This window comes from Mycobacterium sp. IDUB_17, assembly GCF_055419465.1.
This window is the reverse complement of record NZ_JBVAXS010000001.1, coordinates 1270251-1285903: the sequence shown is the minus strand read 5'-3', so window position 1 is coordinate 1285903 and position 15653 is coordinate 1270251. Positions and strand designations below refer to the sequence as shown.

Here is a 15653-nt window from a genome sequence, read left to right as displayed (position 1 = left end):
GTGACGGGCATCGGTTGCCCGGTCTCGAGCCCTTGTGCCGGGGATCGCAGCCACATGGTGGCCGGGATCCTCGGCGCAGGCACTCGGAAGCTCACGTCCCGTTGGTGGCCAACCACAGCGCGAGGAACGTGGACATGCTCGTCAGGCACAGCAGGTGGTCGCGGCAGATGGCGCGCGCCAGTAGAGACTGGTCGGCAACGGTGCCCCCGCGGTGACCCAGTTCCACGGCCCGGGGGACGGTGCGTAGCAAGGCCAGCAACACGGGGCCACCGGCGAGCGCCGCGAACACCGCTGTCAGCCAACCCGGGCCGGTGCCGTCGATCGCGTGAAAAGTCAATGCCGCCAACAGGATCACCATGACGGCGGCGATCAGCAGGCTCATCGGGCGCGATGTGGTGGTCGCGCGGCGGTAGTAGCCGGCGATGGACGCCAGCACGGGTTCCGGTAACTCAGCCGACCTGCGATGGGGCAGCACCTGCACATCGAAGATCAGGTCCATCCAGAGGACGGCGATCAGGAACCCGCTGCCGGCGGCCTCGATCACACGCCGGCAGCCTCGTTGAGGGCGTTGAGGGTGCCCGTCGCCTCCAGGTATTCCTGCACCCAGCGCTCGATCACCGCGGAGGTCTTCTCGACCTTGGTGAACTGGCCGACCACCTGGCCCACCGGGTTGAACGCGACGTCGACGCTCTCGTTGGGGTACTTGTGCGTGGCGGCCACGGCCATGCCGGACACCATGTACTGCAACGGCATGCCGAGCGGCTTCGGGTTGTCCGGGTTCTCCCAGGCGTCGGTCCAGTCGTTGCGGAGCATGCGGGCCGGCTTGCCGGTGAACGACCGGCTGCGCACGGTGTCCTTGCTGGTGGCCTTGGCGTACGCGGCGTGCTGCTGCTCGGTGTGCTCGCTCTCCTCGACCATCACCCACTGCGATCCGGTCCAGGCGCCCTGGGCGCCGAGCGCCAGCGCCGCGGCGATCTGCTGGCCGCTGCCGATACCGCCGGCGGCCAGGACCGGAACCGGGGCCACTTCCTTGACCACCTGGGGCCAGAGCACGATCGAGCCGATCTCGCCGCTGTGGCCGCCAGCCTCGCCGCCTTGGGCGATGATGATGTCGACGCCGGCATCGGCGTGCTTGCGGGCCTGCGAGGGCGATCCGCACAGCGCCGCGACCTTGCGCCCTTCGGCGTGGATGCGGTCGATCATGTCCTTCGGCGGGGTGCCCAGCGCGTTGGCGATGAGGGTCATCTTGGGGTGCTTCAGAGCGATCTCGACCTGAGGGGTTGCGGTGGCCTCGGTCCAGCCCAACAGCTGCAGGGCGTCGTCGTCACTGTGGTCGACCGGCACGCCGTGGTCGGCGAGGATCTTCTTGGCGAAATCCAGGTGTTCCTGGGGCACCAGCGACTGCAGCATGCCCTTGAGTTCGTCAGGGGACATGTTGGCGTCCATGCCCTCGTACTTGTTCGGGATCACGATGTCGACGCCGTAGGGGTGGTCGCCGATGTGCTCGTCGATCCAGTTGAGCTCGATCTCGAGCTGCTCGGGGCTGAACCCCACAGCGCCGAGCACGCCGAAGCCACCGGCCTTGCTGACGGCGACCACAACGTCGCGGCAGTGGGTGAACGCGAAGATCGGGACGTCGATCCCGAGTTCGTCGCAGAGTGCGGTGTGCATTCGGAGCTCCTTCAATGGCAATGCGGTTTGGGAGTCCTCGGCCGCTGCGGCCCGGACGGAAGTGAAACGTGTTCTAGTTTAGTGCCATCTTCGGCTGTTTTGGGTCGCGACCCGGCAGATTCACGCGAGCTCGGCTACGAACGACACCTCATTTCCGTCTGGGTCGGCGACATCGATGATGGCGACAATATCGGCGATGACCTGTGGTTCTGTGACGGCAACACCATTGTCGCGCAGCCAGGCGGCGGTGGTGTCCAGTTCGTCGACCCCGAATCGCACGGCCGATCGCCCGGCGCCGGCAGGATCGGTGACGACCTGTAGCCACGCGGTCGCGGTCAGCTGCCATTCCGCCACGCCTGGAACAGGTTCCAGGTCCGGTTCCCGGCCGACGAGCCGGGTGTACCAGGCCTTTGCCTCCTCGAACCGCCCGGTGGTGATGACGGCTGCGACGTCCTTGATCCCGATGGAGGGTGCGGTTGGGGTCATTCCCCATTTCTAGTCTCGATTGGCCGACGGTCGTGGTGGCTTGGTTTAGTAGCTCCATGGGCCGCACGTTGTCGCCACCCGAGTCGCTCGCGGAAATCGAGGCTGGTCCGGGCGGCGCGCTGGTGGGCGCCTTCTTCGACCTCGACGGCACATTGGTGGACGGATTCACCGCGACTGCGCACGCCGGTCATCGGATCCGTCGAGGGCAGGCCGCTGCCGGCGAGATCCTCGGCATCCTCGAGGCCTCCGTGCGGTACCGGATCGGCCGGATGCCGTTCGAGCGGCTCCTGGTGCGGGCGGCCGGGTACCTGCGCGGCGAATCCCTTGTCGAGCTGGACGAGCTGGGGGAGTACCTCTTCGAGAATCGGATCGCGCAGCGGGTCTATCCCCACATGCGGGAGGTGGTGCGTCGGCACCAGGACCGCGGCCATACCGTCGTGTTGAGCTCGTCAGCCCTGACCATCCACGCCGAGCCGGTCGCGCGACACCTGGGAATCGAGCACGTGCTGTGCAATCACTTCCTGACCGACGGCGAGGGCCGGCTGACCGGCGGGATCGTCGAGCCGATCATCTGGGGTACTCGCAAAGCCGATGCGGTGCAGAATTTCTGCCAGGCCGAGCGGATCGACCTGGCGCACAGCTATTTCTATGCCGACGGTGACGAGGACGGCGCACTCATGCGGTTGGTGGGCCATCCGCGGCCGGTGAACCCGCGGCCCGGGCTGGCCTCGGCCGCCACCGACCACGATTGGCCGGTGCTCACCGTGCCCCGTCCGGGTGGCCGGCGCCGGGGCGATCGCCGGCTGCGGCCCGGGGCATGACCGGACCGGATCAGCTCAACTTGTAGAGGCCCTTGCCGGTCACCAGCGGCAGGTCCAGGGTGGTGCGGATGCCCGGCGCCGCGGCCACTACGTCAGGGATGGCGTTGACGATCCGTCCGGCCGCCGCCACGATCGCGGCGTGGTTGTGGTCGCCCTTGCGGCTGCTCGGGCAGATGTCGACTACGTAGGAGGGCTCGCCGACGATCTCGACGCGGTAGGAGCCGCCGGGCTGGGCCGACTGCGCCCAATCGGGCCGCAGATCCTCGCGCAACCGGGTGACGTGCTCGATGACGATCACCGGTTCCCCTTTGACCATGCCGCGGATCTCGAACCGCAATGCGGCCACGGTGCCCTTGGCGACATGGCCGGCCGCGATGTCGAAGGCCTCGGGTGCGGGCTCGTTCTCGCAGACCTCGTTGATGTCGTCGATCTCGATGCCCAGACCGGCGGCCAACTGCCGGATCGAGGTTCCCCAGGCGATGCTCAGCACGCCGGGCTGGAACAGGATCGGCGTTTCGTCCAGTGGCTTGCCGAAACCCATCACGTCGAACATCACCGTGACGCCGTCATAGGTGGCGTAGTCGGCGATCTCCATGCAGCGCACCTGCTCGATGCTCTGGCAGGTGCCGGCCAGCGCGAACGGGATCAGGTCGTTGGCGAACCCGGGATCGACCCCGGTGATGAACAGGCTGGCGTTGCCGGCCTTGGCGGCCTCCTCGATGCCGTCGATGTACTTGTGCGGCATCAGTTTCCACGGGAACTGCAGGACCACCGGCGCGGATCCGACGACGTTGATCCCGGCCGCCAGCAAACGCACCACGTCGGTGATGGCCTCCGGTCCGCGGGTGTCGCCCATCGCGCAGTACACGGCGCAGTCCGGCTTGGCCGCGATCACCGCATCCAGGTCGTCGACGGCCGTCACCCCGGTGGTGATGTCCAGTCCGGCGAGCTCTCCGGCGTCCTTGCCGACCTTGGACTCGGTGGACACGCACAGGGTGGTGAGCTCGTAGGCCGGGTTGGTCAGCAACCCGGTCAGGGCCAACCGGCCGACGTTTCCGGTACCGATGTGGGCGACGCGGATGGCCCTCGACATACCTTGACATCCCTTCATCGAGTTGTAACGCGGACCGATGTTCCGCATCACGTTGTAGTGCACGTTTGCCTGTACTTCGAAGTATGCCTACTCAATGGAAGAATTGGAACAGGTTCTAATTTGATGCCGCACCCGGTAGCCTCACCCGTCATGGGACGGGTAGACGGAAAAGTGGCACTCATCAGTGGCGGTGCGCGGGGTATGGGCGCCGAGCACGCCCGGGCGCTGGTCGCCGAAGGCGGCAAGGTGGTGATCGGGGACATCCTCGACGACGAAGGCAAGGCACTTGCCGCCGAACTCGGCGATTCGGTCCGCTACGTGCATCTCGATGTCACCCAGGAAGACCAGTGGAACGCCGCGGTGGACACCGCCACCGCGGAGTTCGGTCTCCTCAACGTGCTGGTGAACAACGCCGGGATCGTCGCCCTCGGCCAGATCGGCAAGTTCGACATGGCCCAGTGGCAGAAGGTGATCGACGTCAACCTGACCGGCACCTTCCTGGGCATGCAGGCGTGCGTCAAGGCGATGAAAGCCGCGGGCGGCGGATCGATCATCAATGTCTCGTCCATCGAAGGACTGCGCGGTGCGGCCATGGTGCACCCGTACGTCGCCTCCAAGTGGGCGGTGCGCGGCCTGACCAAGTCCGCGGCACTCGAGTTGGGCCCCAAGCAGATCCGGGTCAACTCGATCCACCCCGGATTCATCCGCACCCCGATGACCGAGCACTTCCCCGAGGACATGCTCACCATTCCGCTGGGCCGACCGGGGCAACCCGACGAGGTATCCAGCTTCGTGGTGTTCCTGGCCAGCGATGAATCCCGCTACGCCACCGGCGCCGAGTTCGTCATGGACGGGGGCCTCGTCAACGACGTCCCGCACAAACTCTGAGTGCGCACCGGCCGCACGCAGCGGTACGGACCACGGCAGAATGACCCGGCAGGGCATCGACTCACCGACACGGTGCCGCACCGGTCTGTGAGGAGCTGCCCATTTCCGCCCGGAATCGCCGCGCCGGCCTGAGCCTTCGGACCAGGATCGTGGGGTTCGTCCTCGCTGCGGTGCTGCTGTTGTCGCTGTGCGTCGCCGATTTCCCGCCCTTCGCCAAGCCGGAGCCGCCGTCCGGGCGCATGGAACTGGCACAGGGGTGGCAACTGGCCTCGGCGCGCACCGTGACGGCCGACGGCGCTGCGATGTCCACGCCCGGCGAGGTGAACGCCGACTGGCACCCGGTCAGGCAGATGCCGTCCACCGTGCTGGCGGCGCTGCAGGACGACGGCACCTATCCGGACCTGTATGTCGGGGACAACCTGGCCGACGTGCCGGATGATCTGTTCCGCCAGGACTGGTGGTACCGCACGACCTTCACCGCGCCGCAGGGCAGCTCGAGTTACCGGCTCGATTTCCCGGGAATCAACTACCGCGCGGAGGTCTGGCTCAACGGCACGATGATCGCCGGCAGCTCGCTGTTGGTGGGCATGCACACGATCCACGAGATCGACGCGACTCCGTGGATCAACCCCGGGGGCGTCAACACGCTGGCAGTCAAGGTGACGCCCGAGCAGGCGCTGCAGGACATCGACGGTGTCGAGCTGGCCGACAGCTGGTGGGACTGGCTCAACTGGAACCGCATCGGCTACCAGGGCCCGGACAAGAACCCGCTACGGGGCAATTCCTATGTGGCCGACCGCAATGCGGGCATCTTCAAACCCGTCTACCTGAGCTACTCGGGCCAGGTCGTGCTCAGTGACCCGTTGGTCACCACCGAGCTACCGCTGCCCGCAACCGATTCGGCCCGGCTCACCGTCTACTCCGACATCCGCAACACCGCCGACGTGCCGATGCGCGGTATGGTGCGGGCCCACATCAGCCGGCCCGGCAAACCGACCATCTCGGTGGATCAACCGGTCACCCTGGCGCCGGGGGAGAACCGTGAAATCCGTTTCGAACCGGACACTTTCGCGGCCCTGAGGGTCAGCAACCCCGATCTGTGGTGGCCCTACACCATGGGCAAACCCGACCTGTACGACCTGCGGTTGGAGTTTCTGCGGTACGGCCGCGCCACCGACACCCTGGATTCCCGGTTCGGTATCCGCACGGTGGCACAGCATCGCGACAACGACGAGCAGTTCCCCGATCTGGGCCGCGGCGGCAGCTTCTACCTGACCGTCAACGGGCGCGATTTCCTGGTCCGGGGTGCGGCGTACACACCTGACCTGTTGTTCCAGTACGACCCGCAACGGGAGGACGCCATCCTCGGATACGTCCGGGATCTCGGGCTGAACATGCTGCGTCTGGAGGGAAAGTTCCCGGGCGACAACATCATCGAACGGGCCGATGAACTGGGCATCCCGCTGATGTACGGATGGATGTGTTGCAACCAGTGGGAGAAGTGGTGGCAGTGGGACGACGAGGATCGGCGGGTGGCCGACGAGAGCATGCGCTCACAGATCCTGTCTCTGCGCGGGCACGCGTCGGCGTTCCTGTGGGCCAACGGCAGCGACGGCAAGCCCCCGGCGCCGGTGCTCGAGGGCTATCACGGGATCCTGCGCGATCTGCACTGGCCGAACACCATGGTCGACACGGTGTCGTCCCTGGCCCGCGACCCCAACGGGGAACCTGACTGGGACGGCATCCACATGGCCGGCCCCTACACGTGGCGCCCGCCCAGCTACTGGTTCAGCGGCCAGTATCAGGCCACCCGCGGCTCCAATGCCGAACAGGGCGACAACGAACACGTCCCGCCGTTCGCCAGCCTGCAGAAGTTCATCCCGCCCGACAAACTCTGGCCGATCAACGAGGCCTGGTATTTCCATGCCGGGGCCAACCCCAGCAACGCCGCGCTGGAGAGCATCCGAACAGCAGTGGTCCAGCGCTACGGATCATCAAGCGGTGCAGAGGAATTCGCCCGCAAAGCGCAGCTGGCCCACTATGAGTCGACCCGCGCGCAGTTCGAGGCGTTCGCGGCCGGCGGGTGGGACAACCACAAGATGACCATCTACTGGATGCTCAACAACCACTGGCCATCGTTCTTCGGTCATCTCTTCGACTACTACCTCCGGCCCGGCGGCGCCTACTACGGGGCCAAGAAAGGTCTGCGTCCGCTGTCGGTGGTGTTCGACTCCTATGCCACCGGCGATCACGACACCGCCTACGTGACCGTGGTCAACCAGTCCCCGCAGGAGCAGACGGGCCTGCGGGTGCGGGTGCGGACCTATGACCTGACCGGCCGGATGCGCGACGACCGGAGCTCCGATGTGCCGGCCGTACCGTCGAACGGCGTCGTGCCCGGGTTGTCGCTGCCCCGGCTGGCGGCCGACTCGCCGGTGGTGTTCGTCCGCGCTGAACTGCTCGACGAGGACGGCGCCGTCGTCGCCGACAACACCTACTGGCAGTCGCAACAACTCGACGACGTCGGCCCTCCGGTCAACGACCAGGCGTTCGATCTCGTACAGAGCAGCTGGGCCGACATGACCCCGCTCAACACCATGGCGCCGGCATCGCTACAGGTGACCGCGCACCGGACCGAGTCGGCGGACGGCGGCGCCAGCGTGCTGATCCGGCTGCACAACCCCGGCCGTCAGATTGCGTTCTTCGAGCGCGCCGAGATCACCACCACGCGCGACGGTGACGAGATCCTGCCGATCGAGTACTCCGACAATTACGTCACCGTCTACCCGGGGGAGACGGTGGAGGTCACCGGCACGGTGCCCGGGTCGGAGCACGGCCCCAACTGGGTCCGGGTCGGCGGCTACAACAGTGCGCCGACGGTGGTGCCGATCGACCAGCGGGCACGGCGATAGGATCGGCTGATGACCACAACCGATGAGCGCCATGAGGTCGGACAGCTGGCCGAGAGCGGCGGATGGCTGCACCGCGACCTCGACCGGGTGGATGTCTACCAGCGCGGTGCGAACCGGATCAGGGTGGTGTGGCAGGGCCCGACCACGATCAGCGGGGCGACGCTGTACCAGGACGACATCATGACCACCTACACCCGCGACCTGGCGACCTTGAACGCGTGGCTCAAGCGCTGATTTGCTAGCCGCCGGATCGTGCGAGCCGAAATTCGGTCGCATTGTCCGGTGATTGTGTGGCACCGTCGGACTCCGTGATCGACAACGTGGCTTCCCCGGCAACAACTCTCACTCTGCACAGCGTCACCGACGCCGACTGGGCGGGCATGGCACTGCTCGGCAACACCGCATTCGGCGAGATCAACCACCCCGAATCGATGGCGGCGTGGCAGCAGCTGGTGCCCGCCGACGGCGGCGTGGTGATGCGTGACGGTGGCAGCGAAGGCGACATCGTCGGGCAGTCGATCTACCTCGATCTCACCCTCACCGTTCCGGGCGGCGCTGTGCTGCCCGCGGCGGGTATCAGCTACGTGGCCGTCGCTCCCACTCATCGGCGGCGGGGGATCCTGCGCTCGATGTACGCCGAGTTGCACCAGCGGATCGCCGATGCGAAGTATCCGATCGCCGCGCTCACCGCGAGCGAAGGCGGGATCTACGGCCGGTTCGGCTACGGCCCGGCGACCACCGTGCACCTGATGACGATCGAGCGCAGGTTCGCCCAGTTCCATGCCTCCGTCCCAGACCCGGGCGGCGTCCGCCTGGTCAAACCTGCCGAGCACCGCGACTCATTCGCCGCGATCTACGACCGCTGGCGACAGCAGACGCCGGGCGGTCTGGCGTGCCCGACGCCTCTGTGGGACGACGTCCTCGCCGATCGGGAGAACGCCCGCGACGGTGGTTCCGAGTTGTTCGCGTTCCTGCACCCCGACGGATATGCGCTGTACCGGGTGCACGGCGAGGAGTCCCGGTCGCTGCGGGTACGCGAGGTCACCGCGGTGACCCCCGACGCCCACATCGCACTCTGGCGGGCGCTGCTCGGGATGGACCTCATGGAGAAGGTGAGTATCTGGACACATCCCGGTGAGATCGTGCCCTACCTGCTGACAAACCCACGGCTGGCCCGGGTGACCTCGAGCAGCGATGACATGTGGGTCCGGATCATGGACATCCCGGTTGCCCTTGAGGCCCGCCGGTATCAGGCCGACCTCGACACCGTGCTGGACGTCGCCGACGGTTTCCGCGATGACGGCGGACGGTATGCCCTGCAGATTCGCGACGGCCGGGCCCGGTGTACGCCCACCGACGCTCCGGCTGACATCGAACTCGACCTGGACGTGCTCGGCAGCCTCTATCTGGGCGCCCATCACCCCGAGTCGTTTGTTGCCGCAAACCGGTTGCGCGGCAAGGACTCAGAGGTGGTGCGGCGGCTCGGTGCGGCCTTCGCGAGCGATGTTCCGGCCGAACTGGGCTACAGCTTCTGAGCCGGGGCGAGGGCCTGCTGCGTAGTGTTCATCTGGTGAGCGCACGTGCAGGCATCGTCGTTACCGGAACTGAAGTACTCACCGGAAGGGTCCAGGACCGCAACGGTCCGTGGCTGGCCGACCAGCTCCTCGAGCTCGGCGTGGAACTTGCCCACATCACCATCTGCGGTGACCGTCCTCGCGACATCGACGCGCAGTTGCGGTTCCTGGCCGCCGAGGGCGTGGACCTGATCGTGACGAGCGGTGGGCTCGGGCCGACAGCCGACGATCTCACCGTGGCGACGGTCGCCGAGTTCTGCGGTCGCGAACTCGTTCTGGACGAGGCGATGGAGGAGCGCATCGCCGCGATCCTGCGCAAGCTGATGGGCGACCGGCCCGGCGTGGATTTCGACGCGGTACGCGCCGCCAACCGCAAGCAGGCGATGGTGCCCGTCGGTGCGGAGGTCCTCGCGCCGGTCGGCACCGCCCCTGGCGTCGTGGTCGGCGGCAGTCCGACGGTCGTCGTGCTGCCCGGCCCGCCGCGGGAGTTGCAGCCGATGTGGCACACGGCCGTCGCGACCGAGGCTGTGCAACAGGCTATTTCGGGCCGCACGCAGTACCGGCAGGAGATGGTGCGGATGTTCGGCCTCGCCGAATCCGGTCTGGCCGAGACGCTGCGCGACGCCGAGGCCACGATCACGGGTTTCGACGCACTGGAGATCACCACCTGCCTGCGCCGCGGTGAGCTTGAGATCGTCACCCGTTACGAGCCCGACGCGGCCGGCACCTATCAGGAACTGCTGACGCTGCTGCGCGACCGGCACGGCGCCGCGCTGTACTCCGAGGACGGCACGACCGTGGACGAGCAGGTGGCCGGTCTGCTGGCCGGGCACCGGATCGCCACCGCGGAATCCTGCACCGCCGGACTGCTGGCCGCCCGGTTGGCCGACATCCCCGGCTGCTCGGACTACTTCGCCGGTGGCGTCGTCAGCTATTCGAACGAGGCCAAAGCCGAACTGCTGAACGTGGATCCGGTTCTGATCACCGAGTACGGCGCGGTGTCTGAGCCGGTGGTCGAATCGATGGTCACCGGTGCGATTCACCATTTCGGTGCCGACACCGCGGTGGCCATCAGCGGTATCGCGGGCCCGGACGGCGGCAGCCCCGAGAAGCCCGTCGGCACAGTGTGTTTCGCGGTCCGGGCCGGATCGACGGCAATCACCCGCACCCTGCGCCTCCCGGGCAATCGATCCGATATCCGGGAGCGGGCCACGACGGTGGCGATGCACCTGCTGCGCCGGGCCCTAACCGACGGTGGTGACTGACCCGGGTGTCGTCAGCCCAGCGGCGCAACGGCGGGTTCGGCGGGAGCAGGCCGTCGCGTGCGGCGCCGCCGGGACGCGCCGGCCGCCACCCGCCGCACGATCGACGGATGCATCAGCCGGCTCGGCGGATCGACCAGGTTCATCACCCGGAAGAACGCCTCGGTCACCACCGGATCGTCTTCGGCAGCCGTGAGCACCAGCTCGGTGTACCAGTTGGACAACCGCACCGAGACCGGGCGAGGCCCGGGTATCTGGGGCATGGCCAGGTCAGCGCCGCAGGCCATCTGCCATGCCGTGTTGACGCAGCCGGCGGCGGCCCGCAGGAATCGGCGGCCCAGGTCATCGCCGCCGCGGGCCAGGCAGTCACGCAATGCGAGCGCCTCGAGCGCGGCCACCGACATGCCTTGTCCGTAGACTGGATTGAAGCTGCAGATCGCGTCGCCGAAGACCAGTAGACCGTCGGGGAACCGGGTCAGGCGCTCATAGCGCCTACGCACACTCGCCGGGTAGCGGAAGGTGGCCGGCGGGCCCAACGGTTGCGCGGTGCGCAGGGCTGCGATGGTCTCGGCGGGGAACACATCCTCGACAAAGGCGATCATCCCGGCCAGGTCGGCGGGCGGTTCGCGGCCGCTCATCCCGGCGGTGGTGAGCAGCCAGGTGTCGTCCTCGTAGGCGAACAATGAACCACCACAAGGTCTTTCGGGGATGGTTCCGACGAGGGTGAGCCGGTCGCGCGGAGCCGTGTCGCCGAAGCGCAACAGTTGGCTGGAGTAGGCCACCTGCACCGCTATCTGGTGCTCGGGTGGACGTCCGAATCCGGCGCTCTCCAGGAACGCCGGTGTCCGTCCGGCGCGGCCCATGGCGTCGACGATCAGGTCGGCGGATATCGCCTGTCCGGCGCCACCGGTCCGGTCGGCCACCAACACACTTGTCACGCGGCGGGTGTCATCCATCAGCAACTCGACCGCGTCGTGGCCGTCCAGGATGTGGACATTGCCGATGGCGCGCACCCGGTCCCGCACGTGGGCCTCGAGGAACGGTCTGCTGGCCAGATACGACTCGATCGGTTTGGCCGGCTGCCCGTCCAGGTTGAGGGTGTGACCGCTCAACGTCAGGGAGATGAGGGACAGATTCGCGCCGTCGAGCACCGTGGCGCCGTCGGCCGCCAGTTCCTCTGGGAGCCCGGGAAACAGTTCGGCAAGTGCCTGCAGTCCGCCGCTGAGCAGCCCGTGAGCGTGCCGGCCCTGCGGGACGCCGCGCCGCTGAACCGGACCGTCGGGCAGCACGTCGCGCTCCACGAGCGTGACGGTGTCGAAGAAGTCAGCCAGTGCCCGAGCGGCCAGGAGCCCACCCATGCTCGCGCCCAGCACCACTGCGTGTTTGCCGATCGTTGCCATTGCCGACCTCCGGACCCGCTGGCACATCGCCAGTTGTTCGAAGTATCGGAGCAGGCCGGAGCCGGGCCTAGAGTAGTGCGCTACCCGAACGTCACCGGGTCACCGGTACCGAAGGTCGACTCCCGGGGTGCTCAGTCGGTGCGCGCCTCGTCCCACGTCGAGATCATGGCGCCCATGATCTCCTCCGCGCAGCCCAGTCCACCGAGGTGGCTTTCGTAGGGCAGCTCGGTCATCACGGCGTCGGGCAGCCGGGAGACCACGTGCTGACCGTGTGCGAACGGCACGATGTGGTCGTGGTCGCCGTGCCACCAGCGCACCGGAACCTTGACCTCGTCGAGCCGGAAGCCCCAGTCACGCTCGAACACCACGATGTCGTAGAACGGGGCGGCCAGTTGCTTGCGGCTGCCGTTGAGCAGATCGTCGAGGAACATGGCCTTGAACTCGGGCCGGCCGAGCATGCGCCGGTCGCCCTCGGGGGAGATCCGGGCGTAGATCTCCAAGGCGGGGGAGGCGACCGGACGGATCAACCTGATCAGCCCGGATGCGACCAACCGGATCGGCGCACCGGCCACCTCCAGGATCGGTGCGACCGCCGCACCGAGCTGCATCAGCGGACTGCTGATCGCGTCGGGGCCGACCATCGGCGCCACCCCGCCGAGCACTCCGGCCGCCACGACCCGGTCGGGCATGGCGGCCGCGGTGGCCAGCGTGTAGGGCCCGCCACCGGACAACCCGATGACGGCCATCTTGTCGATGCCCAGCGTGTCGGCGATGGTGCGCAGATCGTCACCGAAATCCAGCACCCGGTCGTACTGGTACGGAGTGGAGGATCCGATGCCGGGGCGGTCGACCCCGATCAGCCGTATGTGGTTCCGCTCGGCGTAGATGCGGGCCTCGGTCGGGATCTGCCTGCGCGCACCCGGGGTGCCGTGCAGCCAGAAGACTGCACGGCCCTGTGGATCACCGAACTCGGCGAACCCGAGTTGCCGGCCGTCGCCCACGGCGACATTGCCCTCCAGTTTGGGGCGATCGATCGGGATGACCATCTTCGTGCGCCTCGGCTCGCCGGGATCCGCGACTAACCTGCGACGGAGGCGTCGTAGATGGACTGGATGGACTTGTCCAGCGTGGCGTTGAACTCGTCGTCACTCTGCTGGGCCGACAGACCCTCGGTCAGCGCCCGGCTGAAGCTGGCGATCACGCCGGTGTTTGCGGCCAGCAGCTTGTTGGCCTCATCGCGTGAGTAGCCACCGGACAGCGCCACGACCCGCATCACCTTCGGATGCTCGACCAGCGACTGGTAGTGATTGGCATGAGTCGGCAGGGTCAGCTTGAGCATCACCTTCTGGTCGGCGGGCAGCGCGTCGAGGTTCTTGGTGATCTCGTCGCGGAGCAGGTCCTCGGCCTCGGCCTTGTCGGAGATCGAGATGGTGACCTCGGGCTCGATGATCGGGATGAGACCGTGCGAGAGCACCTGGTTGGCCACCTCGAACTGCTGGGCGACCACGGCGGCGACGCCGTCGGCGTTGGCCGCGCCGATCACGGAGCGCTCCTTGGTGCCGAAGATGCCGTTCTTCGCCGCGCGGGCCAGCAGATCGTCCAGGCCGGGCATCGGCTTCATCACCTGCACGCCGTCAGCGACGTCGGCCAGCCCCTTGTCGATCTTGAGCAGCGGCACCACACTCTTGTCTTCCCAGAGGTAGGTGGCGGTGGGCTTGCCCTCGATGGAACGGTCCATGGTCTGCTCGAACAGGATGGCGGCCAGGACCCGGTCACCGTTGAACACCGGGGAGGTGATGATGCGCGAGCGCATCTGGTGGATCAGGTCGAACATCTCCTCTTCGGAGGAGTAGGCGCTCTCCTCGACCCCATACAGACGCAGGGCCTTGGGGGTGGACCCGCCACTCTGGTCGAGCGCGGCGATGAAGCCCTTGCCCGTGGTCATCTTGTCGGCCTGCTGCTGGTTCACCATGAGGTTGTCTACTCCTTTGAAGACGGCGTCCTGCGGTTGTTGTGCTGTCGAGGCGCTCACCGCTGGTGGCGGACAGTTCGACTCAGAGGATATGCGGCTACGTCCCGGCGGTAGCGGCCACCCATCGAGGCGGGGTTCGGGCACCCCACGGGGCAGCCTGCTCGAGCTGACCGGCCAGGCTGAGCAGGACCGATTCGTCGGGAGCCATCAGCTGCACCCCGATCGGCAAACCGTCGCGAGTCTGCCCCAGGGGCAGCGAGATCGCCGCCCAGCCGGTGACATTCGCCAGCGCCGTCCATCCGGTGGTGGCGAACTCGACGTCGAAGAAGGCTCGGGTGGTCCCCCGGGGCTGATTCAGCAGCCCGTACGGCGGTGGTCCGGTCAGCAGGGTCGGCACCAGCAGCACGTCGTGACCGGCCATTCCCGCTGCGAACCGACGGGTCTGGGCATGGATCGCTGCGATCGCCTGGGCATAGGCCAGGCCCGTGGTGGTGAAGCCCTCGCGGATCATCACCCAGGTGCTCGGCTCGAACTCGTCCTCGCGGGGCGCCCGGCCCAGATGCTGCCGGGCCAACTCGTGCAGCTCTGCATTGCTGACGGTGTGCAGCACCGCGATGGCCTCGGCGACCGCGTCCGGATCGATCGTGGGAGCGCCCGGGGTGAGGTGATGCCCGAGGCCTTCCAACAGCCGCCCGGTTGCTTCGACCGCCGACACCACCTCGGGGTCGATCCGGTCGGTGGGAAACGGCGATGCCGTGGCGATCAGGATGCGCTGGGCCGACGGGGTTCGCGCGGCCGTCTCGAGGTAGGAAACGGCCGGCACGGCGGCGCTGTAGGGATCACCGGGTGCGGTGCCGGCGATGATGTCCAGCAGGGCCGCGCAGTCGCGCACAGTCCGGGTCAGTGCGTGGTTGTTCACCAGGCCTTCGAGTCCGTGGCCGCCGTCTGGCGCGAAGGAGGATCGTCCGCGCCGTGGTTTGAGGCCGACGACGCCACAACATGAGGCCGGTACCCGGATGGAACCCGTGCCGTCCCCACCCGAGGCCGCGGGAACCACGCCGGCGGCCACGGCCGCGGCCGAACCGCCGCTGGATCCGCCCGGGGTGACGGTCGAGGACCACGGGTTCACGGTGGCGCCGGACAACAACGGCTCGGTGGTGCAGTGGTTGCCCCACTCCGGCGTGTTGGTCTTGCCGAACACGACGAGTCCGGCATCGAGGTACCGGTTCACCGTCCACGCGGTTTCCGTTGCGACATGGTCGCGAAACGCGCGTGAGCCCATGGCTTCGGGGGCGCCCGCCAGGGCTGCTCCGAGATCCTTGAGTAGGAAGGGGACGCCGGCCAGCGGCCCAGCCGGTCCGGTGCGCAGCACACCGGACTCGTCGAGGGCCGCGGCCTGGGCCCGGCCCCGCTCGAACAGGTCGGTAAGCACCGCATTGAGACCGCGGGTCGCCTCGACGCGGGTGATCGCAGCGTCGAGTAACTCGACGGCGGTCAGCTCACCGTCCGCGGCGAGCGCCGACTGCCCGATCCCATCGGTGCGGGCAAGTTCGAAGGCGAACGACGAATCCATC

14 protein-coding genes are annotated in these 15653 nt (G+C 67.6%); 6 read left to right on the top strand and 8 right to left on the bottom strand.

Translation table 11 applies throughout. The annotated features are described in order from the left end of the window. Nucleotides 1-91: 91 nt before the first annotated feature. The 3 genes from ACZYZ7_RS06155 to ACZYZ7_RS06145 all read right to left on the bottom strand — a co-directional run bounded on the left by ACZYZ7_RS06155 (nucleotide 92) and on the right by ACZYZ7_RS06145 (nucleotide 2157). The gene (locus ACZYZ7_RS06155; RefSeq protein ID WP_463740484.1) at nucleotides 92-544 is read right to left on the bottom strand and encodes a hypothetical protein; all 453 of its coding nucleotides are present in this window, start codon (nucleotides 542-544) and stop codon (nucleotides 92-94) included. Continuing rightward, nucleotides 541-1671, bottom strand: a complete 1131-nt coding sequence (locus ACZYZ7_RS06150) for a nitronate monooxygenase (protein WP_135454954.1) — start codon at nucleotides 1669-1671, stop codon at nucleotides 541-543. The genes ACZYZ7_RS06155 and ACZYZ7_RS06150 overlap by 4 nt, the downstream gene beginning before the upstream one ends. A 120-nt stretch (nucleotides 1672-1791) precedes the next feature. Continuing rightward, entirely contained in the window at nucleotides 1792-2157 is a 366-nt protein-coding gene (locus ACZYZ7_RS06145; RefSeq protein ID WP_463740483.1) for a VOC family protein, read from the bottom strand. A 56-nt stretch (nucleotides 2158-2213) separates the two neighbouring features. Between ACZYZ7_RS06145 and ACZYZ7_RS06140 the strand changes: the two genes are divergently transcribed. Further along, nucleotides 2214-2978: an HAD family hydrolase gene (locus tag ACZYZ7_RS06140; protein WP_463740482.1), complete on the top strand. Its 765-nt coding sequence runs from the start codon at nucleotides 2214-2216 to the stop codon at nucleotides 2976-2978. Nucleotides 2979-2988: 10 nt separating this feature from the next. Here the strand turns inward: ACZYZ7_RS06140 and ACZYZ7_RS06135 are convergent, their stop codons facing one another. Continuing rightward, the gene (locus ACZYZ7_RS06135; protein WP_463740481.1) at nucleotides 2989-4071 is read right to left on the bottom strand and encodes an NAD(P)H-dependent amine dehydrogenase family protein; all 1083 of its coding nucleotides are present in this window, start codon (nucleotides 4069-4071) and stop codon (nucleotides 2989-2991) included. A 150-nt stretch (nucleotides 4072-4221) separates the two neighbouring features. Between ACZYZ7_RS06135 and ACZYZ7_RS06130 the strand changes: the two genes are divergently transcribed. The 5 genes from ACZYZ7_RS06130 to ACZYZ7_RS06110 all read left to right on the top strand — a co-directional run bounded on the left by ACZYZ7_RS06130 (nucleotide 4222) and on the right by ACZYZ7_RS06110 (nucleotide 10710). Continuing rightward, nucleotides 4222-4959: a glucose 1-dehydrogenase gene (locus tag ACZYZ7_RS06130; protein WP_135454947.1), complete on the top strand. Its 738-nt coding sequence runs from the start codon at nucleotides 4222-4224 to the stop codon at nucleotides 4957-4959. Between the two features lie 185 nt (nucleotides 4960-5144). Continuing rightward, nucleotides 5145-7871 (top strand): glycoside hydrolase family 2 protein, encoded by a 2727-nt coding sequence (locus ACZYZ7_RS06125; protein WP_463740568.1) that lies wholly within the window; start codon nucleotides 5145-5147, stop codon nucleotides 7869-7871. Between the two features lie 9 nt (nucleotides 7872-7880). Then, nucleotides 7881-8105 carry a hypothetical protein gene (locus tag ACZYZ7_RS06120; protein ID WP_450071609.1) on the top strand — a complete coding sequence of 75 codons (225 nt, stop codon included), beginning with the start codon at nucleotides 7881-7883 and terminating at the stop codon, nucleotides 8103-8105. 74 nt (nucleotides 8106-8179) lie between these two features. Further along, complete coding sequence (locus ACZYZ7_RS06115) at nucleotides 8180-9406, top strand: enhanced intracellular survival protein Eis (RefSeq protein WP_463740480.1); 1227 nt, start codon at nucleotides 8180-8182, stop codon at nucleotides 9404-9406. A gap of 35 nt (nucleotides 9407-9441) precedes the next feature. Then, a complete protein-coding gene (locus tag ACZYZ7_RS06110; protein WP_463740479.1) occupies nucleotides 9442-10710 on the top strand; it encodes a competence/damage-inducible protein A in 1269 nt (422 codons plus the stop codon). A gap of 11 nt (nucleotides 10711-10721) precedes the next feature. Here the strand turns inward: ACZYZ7_RS06110 and ACZYZ7_RS06105 are convergent, their stop codons facing one another. The 4 genes from ACZYZ7_RS06105 to ACZYZ7_RS06090 all read right to left on the bottom strand — a co-directional run bounded on the left by ACZYZ7_RS06105 (nucleotide 10722) and on the right by ACZYZ7_RS06090 (nucleotide 15652). Continuing rightward, nucleotides 10722-12107, bottom strand: a complete 1386-nt coding sequence (locus tag ACZYZ7_RS06105; protein WP_463740478.1) for an FAD-dependent oxidoreductase — start codon at nucleotides 12105-12107, stop codon at nucleotides 10722-10724. Nucleotides 12108-12238: 131 nt separating this feature from the next. After that, nucleotides 12239-13153, bottom strand: coding sequence for an alpha/beta fold hydrolase (locus tag ACZYZ7_RS06100; protein ID WP_450071605.1), 915 nt, complete (start codon nucleotides 13151-13153; stop codon nucleotides 12239-12241). 32 nt (nucleotides 13154-13185) lie between these two features. Continuing rightward, nucleotides 13186-14079: a fructose bisphosphate aldolase gene (locus ACZYZ7_RS06095; RefSeq protein WP_135454936.1), complete on the bottom strand. Its 894-nt coding sequence runs from the start codon at nucleotides 14077-14079 to the stop codon at nucleotides 13186-13188. A gap of 97 nt (nucleotides 14080-14176) precedes the next feature. Then, nucleotides 14177-15652: an amidase gene (locus tag ACZYZ7_RS06090; protein WP_463740477.1), complete on the bottom strand. Its 1476-nt coding sequence runs from the start codon at nucleotides 15650-15652 to the stop codon at nucleotides 14177-14179. Between the last annotated feature and the right edge of the window lies 1 nt (nucleotide 15653).